We start from the raw sequence: 16963 nt of genomic DNA, 5'->3' as shown, positions 1-16963 counted from the left end.
AGGGACTGGACATGGTGGGACTTCCTGATTCTCGCCCTACGTCAAACGGCGAACTTGCTCTGAGCTACCCGCCTCAACTCACCCTGACACGTAGGGAGGTCGCGGCAACGAGATGGCTCGCCACGCTGATTTCACGGCAGCTCGAGCGGCGGGGCCATCGGCACGCCAGCCCCAACGCCGTCTGCATCCGCGGATTCACCGGCAACACAACCTGGCGTTCCGGGGACGCTCCCGACCGGGACCATCGGAACGGGCACGCTGACGTCCGACAACGGTACTACCGGCAATGTGAGGTTCGATTTCCACGGAACCGAGCTCACGCTCCACATCGATGACCTCGTCACTCCGGCAGCGGCAACGGTCGACGCGGTGACCGCGACCCAGCCCATACCGGCGAACCAAACCTGCTACGACAGCGGCTTCCGCATGGACTTCGGGCCGTTCACGAGCGGAAGCGGCGCCTACGGCTGGGGTGACCTCAGCATCCTCAGCGGAGATCCCAGCGGAATCGACCAGGTCATTCTGGTCACAACCCCCGCCCAACCGGACACGACCGACCCGGACTGCCGTGAGGCCGTCGTCGCGCGCGCCGACATCCGTTGGACCTTCGCGCCGCTCCGCGGCTACCTCAACCCCGTGGACTCCGGTGCGACGCCCGGCGCCCGGGGCACGGTCGACGTCATCGACGGCAGGCCCGCGGGCTATACCGCCGCAACGAATGAATACCGCGCCGACGTGGCCGCCCGATTCGGCATCACCGTCGACGACCTCACCTATTTGAACGATGCCCAGCTGATGGGCACGAACAAGGAAACCGCGCCGGCGGGAAGGCGACTCAACCTGCTCCTCGCAGACCGATAGCACGAGCACATGGGCAGCACGAAGAGAGTGGGCCGGGCGATGAGGAAAGGGAGCCGCCTGTCAGAATCGAACTGACGACCTTCTCATTACGAGTGAGATGCTCTACCAACTGAGCTAAGGCGGCGTGACGCCCGAATGCTTCTTTCCGGAAACGCGCGGTGACACAGCAACAAAGCTTAGCTGGTCCGGAGGGTCAATTCGTACAGCCCCGCGAACGACGCCCGCACCCGATCGGCGAGCGGCTCCGACTCGTCTCCCTCGGCCCAGCAGCGCCAGGCGTGTCGCAGGGCTGCGACCGCGACGAGCGTGAGCAGCAGGGCGCGCTGGTGCAACGCGATCGGGTCGGCGGCGAGCACGGGATCGTCCGCCGCGAGGCGCCGGCTGATCACGTCGTCGAGGTGTCCCTCGAAGCTGCGGAGGGTAGCCATCCGCATGCCGAACAGGTAGGGGTTCTCCTTCATCACCTGACGCCGCAGATGGTGAATCTCCCGGTCATCCTGGGAATTCTGCACGCTGGTCGAGAGCAGCACCGCGAGGTCGGCGAGGATGTCACCGGAGGGGCTCCTGTGTACGAAGTCCTCGATCTCCGCCTCGGAACCGAGGGTGAGATCGTCACCGGCGAGGGCGGCGTCCTTCGACGGGAAGTAGTTGAAGAAGGTGCGCGGGGACACATCGGCGATCCGGCTGATGTCCTCGACGGTGACCTTGTCGACCCCGCGCTCGGACGCGAGCGTGAGCACAGCGAGTTGGATGGCCCGGTGGGTCGCCAGACGTTTCCGTTCACGCAGGCCGGGTTCTTCCGCAACATCCACCATGGTCACATTCTTACACGGCGCGCAAATGTGCAGTCCTCGAGTCGTCACCGGATGCCGCACGGCCGCCCCCGCACATCAGCACTTCGGGTCGGTGGCCGGCACCGTCCCCTGCAGCAGGTATGAGTCCACCGCGTTGTTCACGCAGGCATTGGACTTGTTGTACGCAGTGTGCCCCTCGCCCGCGTACGTGACGAGCTGCGCACTGTCGAGCTGCCTGGCCAGGCTCTGCGCCCACACGTACGGGGTCGCCGGGTCGTTCGTCGTGCCGACGACGAGGATCGGCGCCGCTCCCGGCGCGTGGATCTCGGCGCGGGTTCCGGTGAACTTGTCCGGCCAGTTCGCACAGCCGGTGTCGCCGTAGGCCATGTACTTGCCGATGACCGGCGCTGCGGCCTCGATGGCCGCGGCGTCGGCGCGCATCACGGCCGGGTCGTCGTTGTAGCTGTAGTCGAGGCAGTTGATCGCCAGGAAGGCCTCGGTCGAATTGTCGAGGTATGTCCCGTCGGAGTTACGGCCGTTGTAGGCATCCGCGAACTGGAACGCGATCTTGGTGTTGCCCTGCATCACGCTCGACAGCATCTCGCTCAGGTTCGGCCACGCCGACGCCTGGTACAGCGGGTAGATGATGGCGGTCAGCAGCGTGTTGGCGCCGAGCATCCGGCCATCGCTCGCGGCGATCGGGCTCCGGTCGACCGAGTCGAGCAGCGCGGAGATGGTGGTCATCGCCTGGTCGACGGTGCCGTTGAACGGGCACTTCGATCCAGCCAGGCAATCGGCGAGGTAGGAGCGTAGCGCGCTCTCGAAGCCGACGGCCTGCACCCGGGTCACCTCGGCATTGCTCGTGGACGGGTCGAGGGCTCCATCGAGGACGAGGCGGCCGACCTTGTCCGGGAACAGGTTGGCGTAGGTGGCGCCGAGGAAGGTGCCGTAGGAATAGCCGAGGTAGTTGAGCTGGGCATCGCCGAGCACGGCACGCAGCATGTCGAGGTCATGGGCAGCGCTCACGGTGTCGACGTGGGCGAGGAGGGCGCCGGTGTTGGTGGCGCAGGCGGCTCCGAAGTCGGTCGAGGACTTCTCGACCTCCTGGATCCAGGCATCCGTGCCGCGGGCTGCTGTCGGGATGGCGTACAGGTACTGGTCCATCTCGGCAGCCCCGAAACACTTCACCGCTGACGAGCGCCCGACGCCGCGCGGGTCGAACCCGACGATGTCGAATCCGGCCTGCAGCTTCGCATCCGTGGCGTAGTCGAGGGACCCCTTCACGAAGTCGTACCCGGAGCCGCCGGGACCGCCGGGGTTGACCAGGAGCGAGCCGACCCGGGTGCCGGTCGCGACGTGCCGCACGAGGGCGAGGTCGACGGTGTCGGTTCCGGGCGCGCTCCATTCGAGCGGGGCCTTCGCGGTGGTGCACTGCAGGCTGTTACCGCAGTCGGTCCAGGTGAGCACCTGGTTGTAGAACGGGTCGAGGGCGCTGCTGACGCTCTCCCCGGTGGGGGACGACGTCGAGGCCGAGGGTTGCGGCAGGAACGCGGGCACGCATCCGCTGAGCCCCATCGTGACGACGACGGCGGCGGCCAGGATCGCGAAGCGGCGGGCGGCCGGGTGGCGCGTCCGGGTGCCATTCGACACCGGGCCGTTCGACGCCGGGCGCTGGCGGATGCGTGTGGTCAACGGTTCCTCTTTACTGGTCTGGTCATGCAGGCGGTTCAGGCTCTTACGAGCGCCGCGCGTGGGCGGTGGCATCGTCGTAGTCATCGCTTCATCGCCGGATGGCGGACACCAGCATTGCCTCGAGGGCCAGGGCCGGTGCCACATTGGATTCAATTCTCTGCCGCGCGATCGCGATGGCGTCCAGTGTCGCGAGCGTCGTGACGGTCGCGCACGCCGCCGCTGCGGCGCGCACTCCGACGAGGAGCTCGCGGTTGATCACTTCATTCTCGCGGCCGAACTGTACCATGATCACATCCCGGTACAGCGAGGTCAGATCCACGAGGATCCGGTCGAGCCCGTCGCGCAGGCTCCGGGTGGCCCGCCGTTTCTGGTCGTCTTCCAGCGCCTTGATCTGGCCGCGGAGCGCGGGCGGCACCGACTTGCCGGGCTCGACGCCGAGGGAGCGGAGCACACCCTCGCGTTCGGCGGCGTCCCGCTCGAGGGTGATCGCCTTCGCGTCGTCACCGGCGATCGCGAGCAGTCGCGCCGCGGCGTTCACTGCGTGCGACACCCCACGGATGCCGAGCGCGGCCTTCAGGGTTTCCTCGCGCCGTTCGCGGGCCTCGGGGTTCGTGGCCAGCCGCCGCGCCATGCCGATGTGGCTCTGTGCTTCGCGGGCGCAGCGCTCGGCGATGACAGGGTCGACCCCCTCGCGCGCGACAAGAAGCGCGGCGACGTCGGCGACGCTCGGGACGCGCAACCTGACCGTGCGCACCCGGGACCGGATGGTCGGCAACAGGTCGGCCTCACTCGGGGCGCAGAGGATCCACACGGTGCGTTCCGGCGGCTCTTCGAGGGCCTTGAGCAGCACATTGGAGGTGCGCTCGACCATGCGGTCGGCGTCTTCGACGACGATGACCCGGTATCGGCCGACCGAGGGCGAATACTGGGAGCGTTTGACGGCCTCCTTGACGGATTCCATCTTGATGATGACGCCCTCGGTGGCGAGCACGACGAGGTCGGGGTGGGTGCGGGCCTCCACGAGCCGTTCGGCGGTCGCGTCTTCGGCTGGCGTTCCCGGGCTGAGGAGGGCGGCGGCGAAGGCGAAGGCCAGGTTGGACCGGCCCGAACCAGGCGGGCCCGTGATGAGCCAGGCGTGCGTCATGGACGCGGAGGTGCTCGAAGCCGAGGAGCCGGAGGCGACGGCGCTGCTGCCGGCGGTGCTGCCGGCGGTGCTCCCGGCGGCGCTCCCGGCGGTGCTGCCGGCGGTGCTCGCGGGGGCGTCAACCGCGCTCTGCTGCGGCGCGGCGGCGGCGCGGAAGATCGCGATCGCATCCGCCTGGCCGGTCAGGTTGTCCCACACGCTCATTCCCTCAGGGTACCGGTCGCCGCTGACATCCCGCCCAGACGCCTGCGAGGTCAGAGCAGGGGGGCTACGCGGGCGCGGATCGCCGCGGCGATCTCGTCGACCGGGCGCGCGGCATCCACGACCAGGAAACGGTCGGGCTCGGCGCGGGCGAGGTCGAGGAACGCAGCACGCACCCGCCCGTGGAAGTCGTCCTTCTCGGCCTCGAGGCGGTCGAAACGCTTGTTGGCGGCGTCGAGCCGGCCGCGCGCGACGGTCTCATCGAGGTCGAGCAGGATGGTGAGCTCGGGCAGCAGGCCTTCCGCGGCCCAGAGCGACAGCTCGCGGATCTCCGAGGCGCCGAGTACCCGCCCCGCGCCCTGGTAGGCGACGGATGAGTCGAGGTAGCGGTCCTGGACCACCACGTCCCCGCGGGCGAGCGCCGGACGCACGGCAGTGGCGATGTGCTGGGCGCGATCGGCCGCGTAGAGCAGGGCCTCGGCGCGCGGGGACACCTCGCCGGTGTGGTGCAGGACGATCTCACGGATTTCGACGCCGACGACGGTGCCGCCGGGCTCCCGGGTGCGCAGCACCGTGCGGCCCTGCTCACCGAGCCACTCGGCGAGCAGCCGGGCCTGGGTGGACTTGCCCGAACCGTCGCCGCCCTCGAGGGTAATGAAGAGGCCGGTCGGGGCGGCCTCAGTGGAGGCCGCCCCGGTCACGTCTGCTGCGGTCACGACTGGGTGGTCGAACCCGCGGGAGTCTTCGTCGCTGCAGTCCTGGTCGTCGCGGTCTTGGTGGAGGTCCCTGTCTTGGTGACGGCCGGCTTGCGGACTGCGGTCTTGATGACCGTGGTCTTCGTAGCGGTGGCCTTCTTCACGACGGGCTTCTTCACGGCGGGCTTCTTGGCGACCGGCTTCTTGGCGGGGGCCTTCTTCGCGGGCGCCTTCTTGACGGCCGGTCCCTTGGCGCGCTTGTCGGCGAGGAGCTGCACGGCCCGGTCGAAATCGACCTCTTCGACCGTCTCGGCCTTCGGGATCGTCGCATTCGTGACACCGTCGGTGACGTAGGCGCCGAATCGGCCGTCCTTGATCTTGATCGCCTTGCCGCTGTCCGGGTCGGGCGTCTCGAATTCCTTGAGGGCGCTCGACGCACGCCGCGCACCGTACTTGGGCTGGCTGTACAGTTCGACCGCTCCGGGCAGGTCGATCTCGAAGATCTGGTCCTCGCTCGTGAGCGAGCGGGTGTCGACGCCCTTCTTCAGGTACGGGCCGAACTTGCCGTTCTGTGCGGTGATCTCGGTCTGCGTTTCGGGGTCGAGGCCGACGACGCGCGGGAGGGCGAGCAGCCGGAGCGCGGTCTCGAGGTCGATCGTCGCGAGGTCCATCGACTTGAATAGCGAGGCGGTGCGCGGCTTGTCGGCGGGGGCGATCTTCTTCGCGGCCGGCTTGCGCTTGGGCTTCGCTGCGGGAGCGCCGGCGTCGACCAGCTGGGTCACTTCACCGGTGAGCGGGTCGATGGTCTCGCCGGCGGACTCGGTCTGGGTCTCGACGAGTTCGACGACGGCGGGCTCGGCGGGCGCCGGGTCGAGCTCGGTCACGTACGGGCCGAAACGACCGTCCTTGGCGACGATGTTCTTGCCGGTCTCCGGGTTGACCCCGATGACGCGGTCGATGACGACGGGCGCGTCGATGAGCTGACGTGCTTTCGCGGGGGTCAGTTCGTCGGGTGCGAGGTCCGGCGGGATGTTCACCCGGCGCGGCGGGGCATCCGCTGCGGCGGCAGGGTCGATGACCTCGAGGTAGGGGCCGTACTTGCCGATGCGGAGGGTGATGTCGTCACCGATCGGCATCGAGTTGATCGACCGGGCGTCGATCTCACCGAGGTTGTCGACGACCTGGCGGAGACCGCGGTGCTTCTCGGAGCCGAAGTAGAAGCTGTTGAGCCAGTCGACGCGGTCGGCCTTACCGTCGGCGATGCGGTCGAGGTCGTCTTCCATCTCGGCGGTGAAGTCGTATTCGACGAGATCGGTGAAGTATTCCTCGAGCAGGCGCACCACGGAGAAGGCGATCCAGTTCGGCACGAGCGACTGGCCGCGCGGGGTGACGTAGCCGCGGTCGGTGATCGTGGAGATGATCGAGGCGTACGTCGACGGGCGGCCGATGCCGAGCTCTTCGAGCTTCTTGACGAGGCTCGCCTCGGTGTACCGGGCGGCCGGGGTGGTCTCGTGGCCCTTGGCCTCGACCTCGAGCAGGGACAGCGACTGGCCCTCTTCGAGCGGCGGCAGCTTGGACTCGGTCGGGTCGGTGGGCGCGTTGCGCTCTTCGTCGCGGGATTCCTCGTAGGCGAGCATGAAGCCGCGGAAGGTGATCACCGTGCCGCTCGCGGAGAACTCGGCGAGCACGCCGGACGCCGCGGGGTGCGGCGAGACGCCGGTCGGGCCTGCCGCGATGGTGACGGACGCGGTCGAACCGGTCGCGTCGGCCATCTGCGAGGCGACCGTGCGCTTCCAGATCAGGTCGTAGAGGCGGAAGTCGTTACCGCGGATGGTGTTCGCGAGCGAGGAGGGCGTGCGGAAGGTATCGCCGGACGGGCGGATGGCCTCGTGGGCCTCCTGCGCGTTCTTGCTCTTGCCCTTGTAGAGGCGCGGCTGGGCCGGCACCGTTTCGGGGCCGTAGAGAGAGGATGCCTGGTTGCGGGCCGCGGTGATTGCCTGCTGCGAGAGCGACGGCGAGTCTGTACGCATGTAGGTGATGTAGCCGTTTTCGTAGAGCGACTGGGCGACGCTCATGGTCTGCCGGGCGGTGAAGCGCAGCTTGCGGGCGGCTTCCTGCTGCAGGGTCGATGTCGTGAACGGGGCGGCCGGGCTGCGACGGTACGGCTTGGAGGCGACCTTGGTCACGGTGATCGCGACGCTCGGTTCCTTGAGCGCGTCGGCGACGGCGAGGGCGGATGCCTCATCGAGCGTCGTCGCCGTGACCTTGGGCTTGAGGCGGCCGAGATCGTCGAAGTCGCCGCCGGAGGCGATGCGTTCGCCGTTGAGGCGCACGAGCTTGGCCTGGAAAGCGGCATCCTCGCGCGCCGTACCGGAGGCGAGCTGGGCCGAGAGGTCCCAGTAGCCGGCGGAGACGAACGCGAGGCGTTCGCGTTCGCGGTCGACGACGAGGCGGGTCGCGGCGGACTGCACGCGACCGGCGGAGAGGCCAGGGCCGACCTTGCGCCAGAGCACGGGGGAAATCTCGTAGCCGTAGATGCGGTCGAGGATGCGCCGGGTCTCCTGCGCGTCGACGAGGGCCGTGTCGAGGTCGCGGGTGTTGTCCTTGGCCTTGAGGATCGCTTCCTTGGTGATCTCGTGGAACACCATGCGCTTCACGGGGACCTTGGGCTGGAGGACCTGCAGGAGGTGCCAGGCGATGGCCTCGCCTTCGCGGTCCTCATCAGTTGCGAGCAGGAGTTCATCGGCCGTCTTCATCGCCCGCTTGAGCTCGGCGACGGTCTTCTTCTTCGCGTCGGACACGACGTAATACGGCTCGAAGCCGTTGTCGACGTCGACGGAGAACTTGCCGAGGGGCCCCTTCTTCAGTTCAGGGGGCAGGTTTTTTGGCTCGATCAGGTCCCGAATGTGGCCGACCGAGGACAGGACCTCGTAGCCGTCGCCGAGATACGCGGCGATCGACTTCATTTTTGTCGGCGATTCGACAATGACCAGCTTCTTAGCGCCTGGCACCAGACTCCTCTTTATAGGTATCGGCCCGTTGAAGGGCCAAGGCACACCATACACACAGAAAGATGGTGCCCACCTAATCGGCCACACGTCACACAGGGCTTTGGGGCTTGCCAGCCTCGCCTGGGTGAGGACAATGGAGGCATGGGTACAGCAGCTACGGGCACGTACACCGCGAAGCTTACGGACGGCCCCCTCGAAGGCAAGACGATCACCACGGAGTTCCTCGAGACGGGCGATATCCGGCCTCGTCTGGAGATTCCCGCGGAGTCCGGTGGCAAGCGCTACGTCTATACCCGCGGCGCCGGCCTGGAGTTCGACTCCACGGAGTTCCCCGAGCGACCGACGGCCGTCGACTACCGCTACCTCGAGGCCATTTTCGACTGAGCCGGCCGCTTCGCCCCGACCGTTCCCGGGCGAAGCTCCGCCTCCCGGTGCACCCGCCGAACCCGGTGGACCGGCCCTGGCGCGCGCTCTCAGGTTCCAGCCGAGAAATTCCCGGGTGACCGTGACGCTCGCGATCGGGCCGGCCGTTGTGCAGCGCGCCACGGATGCCCCGTCGAGGGCCGCGATCTCGGCCGCGGCCTCGCAGGGCACCCCGGCCACGAGTCCCGACAGCGTGTCCGCTGCGGCGAGCGCCGTGGCATCCGCCGCCGCCCGCACGGTCTGGCCGACGACGAGCACCGCGATGAACGGGAGCAGGAGCGCGGTCAACAGCACGACCGCCCCGAGGATGCCCACCGCGAGCACCGACCCGGAGCCACGATCGCGGTTGCGGGTCACGTGGCGCCTCCGAGCGCGCAGGAGCCCGCCGTCACCGTGATCCCGAGCGCTGCGGGAGCGCTCAGCCGGGCGCAGACCGCGTCGCCGCGCTGGTCCACTGAGACGGCCGCGCCGCCGACGAGTTGCCGGGCCAGACTGGTCGCGTGGTCGAGCCCGTCGCCCCGGGCGAGGGACCGGGCCGCCTGGGCCGCGGCATCCGCCAGCCGGACCTGCTGACCGCCGACCTGCACCCCGCCGAGGCAGAGCAGCAGCACGAGGAGCACTGCCGGAATGACGGCGGCGAATTCGGCCGTGATGCTGCCGCGCTCGGCCGGGACGGTGCTCCCGTCGGTGCCGGTCGCGTCACCGGCCGCGGCACGGGATGCGGCCCTCCGGCTACCCGACCGTGAGGGCATGGCGCACCAGCTCGGTGAGGATGCCGCGCACTTCGTCTCCCCGGAGGATGAGGATGAGCAATCCCGCGAAGCCGACGGCCGCCATCGTGGCGATCACGTACTCGGCGGTCGCGGCGCCCGCATCCTCCCGCAGGCGCCTGACGGCCCGGCGTGGTCGTCGTTTCACCGTGTCTGTTGAGCTCGGCATCTGTCCTTCTCCTCTCCCATCGATCGACGCGGTTGTCCGGCGGCACGATCGGTTCCAGATTCGCCCGCCAGACACCGAATCCCGCGGCCGATCCGGATTCGGTGGAAAACGCCGCCCGACCCGGCCCTGTTGAGGACGCCCGCCCCGCGTGGGATCGCGAGAGTACACTTTTGGCCCTTAAGACCGCGGTTTAAGGGCCAAAACTGCGCTCTCGCGATCGGGCGAGGACGGCAAAGAGGAGGCGATTTTTGCTCCACGACGACCAATTTCAGAAAGGGGTTACCTTTGGCGAAAGATGAGCGTAGTGTCTTCCCAACGGCACCCACTAGGGTCCGGGGAACGAGGCGCTGATGGCAGACAAATCCCCAAAGAAGAGCACCGGCAAGACTGCCGCAGCGAAGACTCTGAAGGAAAAACGCGCCGACAAGAAAGCTCGTCCGGAGCGCAAGGACTAGAGCAACTGGACAGTTTCACCGTGACTTCGAAAGAGTCGGGCCCAAGGGCCCGGCTCTTTTTTCGTGCTCGGGTCTTTTCGTGCCCGGGTCTCTTCGTACACGGCTGCCGCGGCTAGAACTCCGAGAGCGTCGTCGACAGCACCGTCACGAGGAGCGGCACCACGCCGAGCAGCATGAAGGCCGGCAGGACACACACGCCGAGGGGAACCAGCAGGGCGATCCTGAGGGTGACCGCCCGCCGCTGGCCTGCTGTCCGGGCGTCGCGGCGCAGCTGCTCGGCTTCGCTGCGCAAGAGCTCGGCGGCGGGCACGCCGGCGCGCACGGCCAGGTCCAGCACCCGGTCCGCGGCGGAGCGGCCGGGGTCCGCCGAGTAGCCGGGGTCGGTTGAGCGGCCGCGTCTTGCGGTGCGGCCGAGGGCGGCGGAGCGGCCGGGCTTCGCGGGCTCCGACCGCCGGCCTCGTTCCGGATGCGGGTCTGGCGCGGCGGGGAGATAGCGGCCGAGCGCCTCGGTCACCAGGGCCTGGGCGCGGTCGACCGAACCGCCGCCGCTCATCGCGATCGCGGTCAGGTCCAGATCGAGGCCCGGCGTCGGCGCCCGAGCCCGGGCCCGCCGGAGCAGCCGGCGATTCCACCGGTTCCCCGCGAGTATGAGTCCGGTACCGCTGCCGAGGCACAGCCAGCCCGGTACGGTCAGGAACAGCGTCGCGACGGTGTTGAACCCGAGCAGCACGCCGAAGAGGATCCCGACGAGCGGCAGGACGGCGACCAGCCGGGCGGTCGCGGCCGGGCCGGCGAGCGCCGTCTCGAGGTCCGCATGAAGCTGGCCGAGGTCGCGCAGGCTGGCCGCGAGCTGACGCAGGCACGCGGCGAGCGGCGCCCCTGACCGGGTCGCCACCTCCCACGCGGCGGCGACCGCGCACCAGGCCTCGCCCGACTGCCCGCCAACGGCCCGCGCCTCCCCCGCAATGGCCTCCGCAACGCTGTCCCCGCGACTCGCGGCGAGACCGGCGGCGCGCACGACACGGATGCCGACGGCCGGCGAATCGCCACCCGCCCGGTTCACCCGCGGTCGCCTCCGATCCGCACCCCTCTGGGCAGCGCGAGAGGCGTCAGGGCCGGCGTCCTCGTCCAGGTATCCCCACGCGTTCACGGGCGACACCCCTGCCGAGAGGAGCACGGCCAGCCGCTGCACGATCCGGGCCGCATCCTCGATGTCGGCGTCCCCTCGGGCTTGCTTGACCGCTCCACGGCGCATCACGGGATGCCCCCGGCCGGCACGCCCACCAGCACGGCCACCAGCAGCCCGCGGCCGTCGAGCTCGAACCGGCCGAGCTGCGCGAGCCTGCGCTCACCGCCGCGGCGCTCGAGGTGCAGCACGAGGCCGATCGCGCTGACGGCCTGCCGGGCGACGGCCGCCTGGCTCATCCCGGCGAGCGCCCCGAGGGCCTCGAGCTGGGCGGGCACGTCGCCCAGGGAGTTCGCGTGCAGGGTGCCCGCCCCGCCGTCATGGCCGGTGTTGAGGGCGGCGAGCAGTTCGCGCAGTTCGCCGCCGCGGCATTCGCCGAGCACCAGCCGGTCCGGGCGCATCCGCAGGGCCTCGCGGAGCAACGCGTCCAGGCCGACCCGCCCGGCGCCTTCGAGGTTCGGCTGCCGCGATTCGAGCGCCACGACGTGGGGGTGGTCGATGCGGAGTTCGGCGACGTCCTCGATGACGACGATGCGCTCCCCCGGCGGCGCCTCGCCGAGAAGTGCTGCCAGCAGGGTGGTCTTGCCGCTGCCCGCCGCCCCGGTCACGAGCAGGTTCTCCCGTCCCTGCACCGCTGCACGCAGCCGGTCGCTGAGCGCGAGGCCCACCGTCCCCGAGCCGAACAGGCCCCCAGCGGCGAGCGCGTCCAGTCGCGGCCGGTCGGGCCGCGGCAGCCGGATCGAGAGCAGGGTGCCCGTGCTCGACACCGGCGGCAGCACGGCGTGCACCCGGATGCCGTCGGCGAGCCGCACGTCGACGCACGGGCTCGCCTCGTCGATGTGCCGGCCGCCGAGCGCGATCAGCCGCACCGCGAGCGCCCGCACCTCGGCCTCGGCACACCGCCAGCCCGACTGCCGCACCGGGCCGAGGCCCGCATCGACCCAGAGGCCGGCCTCGCCGTTGACGAACAGGTCCGTCACACCTGCGGATGCCGCGTACCGCGCGATCGGGCCCAGTCTGGCCAGGTTCCGCCCGGGCACCAACCCCGTCACCGACCCCGGCCCCGTCACCGGCGCGCGCTCCCCCGGGTCGGCGACCTCGGGCATCCGCTCACGGTTGAGCGACGGGGCGGCGACGAACGGTTGCACCATGACCCGAAAGTATCCGGCGATGACCTCGTGGACGGGGCCACAACACCAGGCTGGGGACGCGTCGCCCTGCACGACGACGGTGGAGGACGAGCCACCGAACCGCCGGAAAACTGCCGGAAACCCGTCGGGTCGCTAAAAAAAGGGGGGCGGCACCTATTGGGGGGAACAGGTGCCGCCTCGGCATCACGCTGATTGGGGGGAACCAAACGTGATGCAGGTCAAAACTTTCGTTCGGACGAGTCCAAGTGTATAAGGAAAATCAAGATGCGCAAGTCCCCCGTGTCCTCATAAATGAGGACACGGTGACGCGGCCCCCGTTCAGGGGTGACCTCGGGCGATCCCGGAGAGTTCTCCGGGGAGAGAGCCGCTCCGCAATTCCCCGCAACGTGAGTTCGCGGATCGTCAGGGTATGGTGCACGAGGGGCTTGTTACGCACCCGGCCGTCATCGCAAAGGAGCGACAAGCTATGAGCGTTCAGATCGACCACCTTCTCAACGAAACCCGCAGGTTCGCACCGACTGCCGAGTTCGCGGACCAAGCCATCGGCACCGCGCAGCTCTACACGGATGCCGCGAACGATCGCCTCGGATTCTGGGCCGATCAGGCCCGCGAGCTGCTGCACTGGCACAAGCCGTTCACCACCGTGCTCGACTGGACCAACCCGCCGTTCGCGAAATGGTTCGAGGACGGGCACCTCAATGTGGCCTGGAACTGCCTCGACCGGCACGTGCTCGCGGGCAATGGCGACCGGGTCGCGCTCTACTTCGAAGGCGAGCCAGGAGACTCCCGCGCGATCACCTACGCCGAGTTGACGGCCGAGGTGAAGCGCGCTGCGAATGTGCTGACAAAGCTCGGCGTGCAGGCCGGGGACCGGGTCGCGATCTACCTGCCGATGATCCCGGAGGCCGTGATCTCGATGCTCGCCGTCGCCCGGATCGGCGCTGTGCACTCGGTCATCTTCGGCGGCTTCAGCGCTGAGAGCCTGCGCTCACGAATCGACGACGCGAACGCGGTGCTCGTGATCACCGCGGACGGCGGCTACCGCAAGGGCCGCGTCACGCCCCTCAAGCCCGCGGTCGACATGGCGCTGACCGGTGTGCCGACGACCGTGCGCAACGTGCTCGTCGTCAAGCGCACCGGCAACGACGTGGAGTGGACCGACCGCGACCTGTGGTGGCACGACGAGCTCGCGAGCGTCGACGCCGAGCACGAGGCCGAGGGTTTCCCCGCCGAGAATCCGCTGTTCATTCTCTACACCTCCGGCACGACCGGTAAGCCCAAGGGCATCCTGCACACGAGCGGCGGGTACCTCACCCAGGTCGCCTTCACCCACAAGAACGTCTTCGACCTGCACCCCGAAACGGATGTCTATTGGTGCACCGCGGACGTCGGCTGGATCACGGGTCACAGCTACGTGACCTACGGCCCGCTCGCCAACGGGGCGACGCAGGTCCTCTTCGAGGGCACCCCGGACACCCCGCACCCGGGCCGATGGTGGGAGATCGTCGAGAAGTACAAGGTCAGCATCCTCTACACGGCGCCCACCGCCATCCGCACGTTCATGAAGCTCGGCCGCCAGATTCCCCAGGGCTTCGACCTGTCGAGCCTGCGGCTGCTCGGCTCGGTCGGCGAACCGATCAACCCTGAGGCGTGGATGTGGTACCGCGAGGTGATCGGCGGCAACGTCGCCCCTGTCGTGGACACCTGGTGGCAGACCGAGACCGGCGCGATCATGATTTCGGCGCTTCCCGGGGTCACCGTCGCGAAGCCGGGCGCCGCGCAGGTACCGATCCCCGGGGTGTCGATCGACGTGCTCGACGAGGCCGGCGTGCACGTGGGCCACGGTAACGGCGGGCTGCTCGTCGTCACCGAGCCCTGGCCGTCGATGCTCCGCGGCATCTGGGGCGACCCGGAGCGGTTCATCGAAACGTACTGGGAGAAGTTCGGTGAGGAGAACCCGCGCTACTTCGCCGGCGACGGCGCCCGCCTCGACGAGGACGGCGATATCTGGCTGCTCGGCCGGGTCGACGACGTGATGAACGTCTCCGGGCACCGGCTCTCCACCGCGGAGATCGAGTCCTCGCTCGTGTCGCACCCGATGACGGCCGAGGCGGCCGTGGTCGGCGCGCACGACGAGACGACCGGCCAGGCTGTCGTCGCATTCGTGATCATCAAGTACAGCCACCTCGAGGAGTCCTCGCACGAGGACATCCAGGCGGTGCTGCGTGCGCACGTGACGCAGCAGATCGGCGCGATCGCCCGGCCCCGGCAGATCTTCATCGTGAACGAGCTGCCGAAGACCCGCTCGGGCAAGATCATCCGCCGCCTGTTGCAGGACGTCGCAGAGGGCCGCGAAATCGGCGACACGACGACCCTCGCCGACACCTCCGTGATGCAGGTGATCAAGAGCACCCTGGGGTAGCCGGGCCGGCCGGACGAGGGGGCAGTGAGGGTTTTCACAAGCGGCCCCCCTATCGTGGGGACAATGCCTCGTCTTCCCTCGTCCGGACGCCTGGTCGCGCTCGACGCACTCCGCGGTGTCGCCGCGGGCATTGTGCTCGTGCACCACGTCTCGATGACCGCTCCCGGCATCGCGGCCGCATACCAGTCGACCGTCGGCGTCGACACCGGTTCGGCGGGCTGGTGGTCGACCCTGACCCCGCTCAAGTTCCTCGTCGCCGGCCCCGAGTTCGTGCTGGTCTTCTTCGTCCTCAGCGGTTTCGTGCTCGTACGCTCACCGCTCGCGAGCCGGGCCGCGAGCACGGCGAACGGGCTCGCCGCCCGCGGCTACGACTGGGTGGCCTATTACCCGCGCCGCATCATCCGCCTGGCGATCCCCGTCGTCGTGTCCGTCGCCCTCGCCGCCGCGTGGATCCTCCTCGTGCCGCGTGCGGGCATCGACGTCGGCGGCAGTTGGCTCAAGCGGCAGGACAATCCCGACATCGGCCTCCCCAACCTGCTCGGCGAGGCGAGCGTCATCGGCGGCTCCGGCCGGCCGGACGTCAACCCGCCGCTCTGGTCGCTGACCTGGGAGATGTGGTTCTCGCTTCTGCTGCCGATCTGCGTGCTGCTCGCCGTCGCGACCCGCCGGCTGCCCGCGCTCTGGGCGGCGGCGTTCCTCGCCGTGAGTGCGACCGGGTACGTCACCGGCATCGAGCCGCTGATGTACCTGCCCGCGTTCGGCCTCGGCGCCCTGCTCGCCGCGAACCACGAGTCACTCCGCGTCTGGGCGGCCCGGGTCGCCGCACGACGCGGCGGCACCGCCATCTGGATCGGGCTCACCGCCCTCGGCCCCGCGCTGCTCGTGTCGCACTGGCTGCTGCGCCCGCAACTCAGCGGGCTCTGGGGCGACCTGACGCTCGCGCTGCGGGTGCCCGGCGCCGTGCTCGTCGTCGCCGTCGTCGCGCTCTGGCCCCCGCTGCAGCGCCCGCTCTCCGCCCGGCCGCTGGTCTGGCTCGGCCGGGTGAGCTTCAGCCTGTACCTCGTGCACTTCCCGGTCGTCGTCGCCTTCGGCACGATGTTCGGCCCTGGCCGCTGGTGGCTCGGCGCGCTCGTCTCTGTGCCGCTCAGCCTCGCGCTCGCGCAGCTGATGTACCTGTGGGTCGAGCTGCCCTCGCAACGCCTCGCGAATTGGACGGGCCGGTGGGCGAGCGAGACGGCCGGTGCGCTACGGAGGCGCGGCGGCAGGCGAACGGATGCCGCGGCATCCGCCGCCCCCACCTCTCCCTGCCCGAGAACGAGCGCGCGAGCGCCTAAGCGAACGAGACGATGAGCTCCACCTCGACGGGCGAGTCGAGCGGCAGCACGGCGACGCCGACTGCCGACCGGGCGTGCACGCCGCGGTCGCCGAAGATCTCGCCGAGCACCTGCGACGCCCCGTTGACGACGCCGGGCTGGCCGGTGAACCCGGGGTCGGATGCGACGAACCCGGTGACCTTGACCACCTGCGTGATGCGGTCGAGCGACCCGATCACGGCCTTGATCGCGGCGAGGGCGTTGAGCGCGCACAGGCGGGCGTACTCCTGGGCGTCCGCGGCGGGCACGAGACCGTGGCCGTCGCCGACCTTTCCGGTCTCCGGCAGCACGCCGGACACCATCGGCAGCTGGCCGGAGGTGAAGACGAGGTTGCCAGAGACGACAGCGGGAACGTAGGACGCCACCGGGGGAACCACACTCGGCAGGTCGATCCCCAGTTCGGCGAGACGCGCATCAATGATCGACACGATCAGGCCTCCTTCACGACGGGACGCTTGAGGTATGCAACGAGGCCGCCCTCCGGTCCCGGCACGACCTGGACGAGCTCCCAGCCGTCCGATCCCCAGCTGTTCAGGATGGCGGCGGTGTTGTGGATCATCAGCGGGGTGGTGAGGTACTCCCAGGCAGGCATAAGACTCCGATTCAGGCGGTTTTA

At 69.4% G+C, this 16963-nt stretch carries 16 protein-coding genes and 1 tRNA gene; 5 read left to right on the top strand and 12 right to left on the bottom strand.

Going from position 1 to position 16963, the window contains the following annotated elements; translation table 11 throughout:
* Positions 1-288: 288 nt before the first annotated feature.
* Positions 289-861, top strand: coding sequence for a hypothetical protein (locus tag E3O50_RS16705; protein ID WP_134449651.1), 573 nt, complete (start codon positions 289-291; stop codon positions 859-861).
* Between the two features lie 51 nt (positions 862-912).
* Here E3O50_RS16705 and E3O50_RS16700 read toward each other — a convergent pair.
* From E3O50_RS16700 to topA, 6 genes are all read right to left on the bottom strand, one after another.
* Positions 913-985 (bottom strand) — tRNA-Thr (locus E3O50_RS16700).
* Positions 986-1037: 52 nt separating this feature from the next.
* The gene (locus E3O50_RS16695) at positions 1038-1676 is read right to left on the bottom strand and encodes a TetR/AcrR family transcriptional regulator (protein ID WP_134449652.1); all 639 of its coding nucleotides are present in this window, start codon (positions 1674-1676) and stop codon (positions 1038-1040) included.
* Positions 1677-1751: 75 nt separating this feature from the next.
* Positions 1752-3347, bottom strand: a complete 1596-nt coding sequence (locus E3O50_RS16690) for an alpha/beta hydrolase (protein WP_241975213.1) — start codon at positions 3345-3347, stop codon at positions 1752-1754.
* Between the two features lie 88 nt (positions 3348-3435).
* Positions 3436-4695 carry a DNA polymerase III subunit delta' gene (locus tag E3O50_RS16685; protein WP_134449654.1) on the bottom strand — a complete coding sequence of 420 codons (1260 nt, stop codon included), beginning with the start codon at positions 4693-4695 and terminating at the stop codon, positions 3436-3438.
* Between the two features lie 50 nt (positions 4696-4745).
* Positions 4746-5408: a dTMP kinase gene (tmk, locus tag E3O50_RS16680; protein ID WP_241975214.1), complete on the bottom strand. Its 663-nt coding sequence runs from the start codon at positions 5406-5408 to the stop codon at positions 4746-4748.
* Positions 5405-8398 carry a type I DNA topoisomerase gene (topA, locus tag E3O50_RS16675; RefSeq protein WP_134558207.1) on the bottom strand — a complete coding sequence of 998 codons (2994 nt, stop codon included), beginning with the start codon at positions 8396-8398 and terminating at the stop codon, positions 5405-5407. Before topA ends, tmk begins: the two co-directional genes overlap by 4 nt.
* A 141-nt stretch (positions 8399-8539) precedes the next feature.
* Here topA and E3O50_RS16670 point away from each other — a divergent pair, with 141 nt between their 5' ends.
* Positions 8540-8782, top strand: a complete 243-nt coding sequence (locus E3O50_RS16670) for a hypothetical protein (protein ID WP_134449656.1) — start codon at positions 8540-8542, stop codon at positions 8780-8782.
* Between the two features lie 115 nt (positions 8783-8897).
* Positions 8898-9218, top strand: coding sequence for a hypothetical protein (locus E3O50_RS19745; RefSeq protein ID WP_241975215.1), 321 nt, complete (start codon positions 8898-8900; stop codon positions 9216-9218).
* On the opposite strand, the gene E3O50_RS16660 is transcribed toward E3O50_RS19745, so the two are convergent.
* The 4 genes from E3O50_RS16660 to E3O50_RS16645 all read right to left on the bottom strand — a co-directional run bounded on the left by E3O50_RS16660 (position 9175) and on the right by E3O50_RS16645 (position 12552).
* The gene (locus tag E3O50_RS16660; protein WP_134449657.1) at positions 9175-9573 is read right to left on the bottom strand and encodes a TadE family type IV pilus minor pilin; all 399 of its coding nucleotides are present in this window, start codon (positions 9571-9573) and stop codon (positions 9175-9177) included. The two genes, E3O50_RS19745 and E3O50_RS16660, sit on opposite strands and share 44 nt — an antisense overlap.
* Complete coding sequence (locus E3O50_RS16655) at positions 9554-9760, bottom strand: DUF4244 domain-containing protein (protein WP_134449658.1); 207 nt, start codon at positions 9758-9760, stop codon at positions 9554-9556. Before E3O50_RS16655 ends, E3O50_RS16660 begins: the two co-directional genes overlap by 20 nt.
* Positions 9761-10327: 567 nt before the next feature.
* Entirely contained in the window at positions 10328-11470 is a 1143-nt protein-coding gene (locus E3O50_RS16650; RefSeq protein ID WP_134561721.1) for a pilus assembly protein, read from the bottom strand.
* Complete coding sequence (locus E3O50_RS16645) at positions 11470-12552, bottom strand: TadA family conjugal transfer-associated ATPase (protein WP_134449660.1); 1083 nt, start codon at positions 12550-12552, stop codon at positions 11470-11472. The genes E3O50_RS16650 and E3O50_RS16645 overlap by 1 nt, the downstream gene beginning before the upstream one ends.
* A 466-nt stretch (positions 12553-13018) precedes the next feature.
* Between E3O50_RS16645 and acs the strand changes: the two genes are divergently transcribed.
* Together acs and E3O50_RS16635 are read left to right on the top strand one after the other, a co-directional pair.
* The gene (gene acs / locus E3O50_RS16640) at positions 13019-14974 is read left to right on the top strand and encodes an acetate--CoA ligase (RefSeq protein WP_134558208.1); all 1956 of its coding nucleotides are present in this window, start codon (positions 13019-13021) and stop codon (positions 14972-14974) included.
* A gap of 63 nt (positions 14975-15037) precedes the next feature.
* Positions 15038-16324: an acyltransferase gene (locus E3O50_RS16635; RefSeq protein WP_134558209.1), complete on the top strand. Its 1287-nt coding sequence runs from the start codon at positions 15038-15040 to the stop codon at positions 16322-16324.
* Here E3O50_RS16635 and E3O50_RS16630 read toward each other — a convergent pair.
* Both E3O50_RS16630 and E3O50_RS19210 read right to left on the bottom strand, forming a co-directional pair.
* Positions 16305-16775 carry a RidA family protein gene (locus tag E3O50_RS16630; protein ID WP_134449663.1) on the bottom strand — a complete coding sequence of 157 codons (471 nt, stop codon included), beginning with the start codon at positions 16773-16775 and terminating at the stop codon, positions 16305-16307. The genes E3O50_RS16635 and E3O50_RS16630 overlap by 20 nt on opposite strands.
* Positions 16776-16777: 2 nt before the next feature.
* Complete coding sequence (locus E3O50_RS19210; protein ID WP_166787392.1) at positions 16778-16939, bottom strand: DUF4177 domain-containing protein; 162 nt, start codon at positions 16937-16939, stop codon at positions 16778-16780.
* Positions 16940-16963 lie beyond the last annotated feature (24 nt).

The sequence above is a fragment of the Cryobacterium sp. MDB1-18-1 genome (assembly GCF_004402735.1).
Taxonomy (GTDB): Bacteria; Actinomycetota; Actinomycetes; order Actinomycetales; family Microbacteriaceae; genus Cryobacterium; species Cryobacterium glucosi.
Note: the sequence above shows the minus strand (reverse complement) of the source record. Positions and strands in the feature narration are given on the sequence as shown.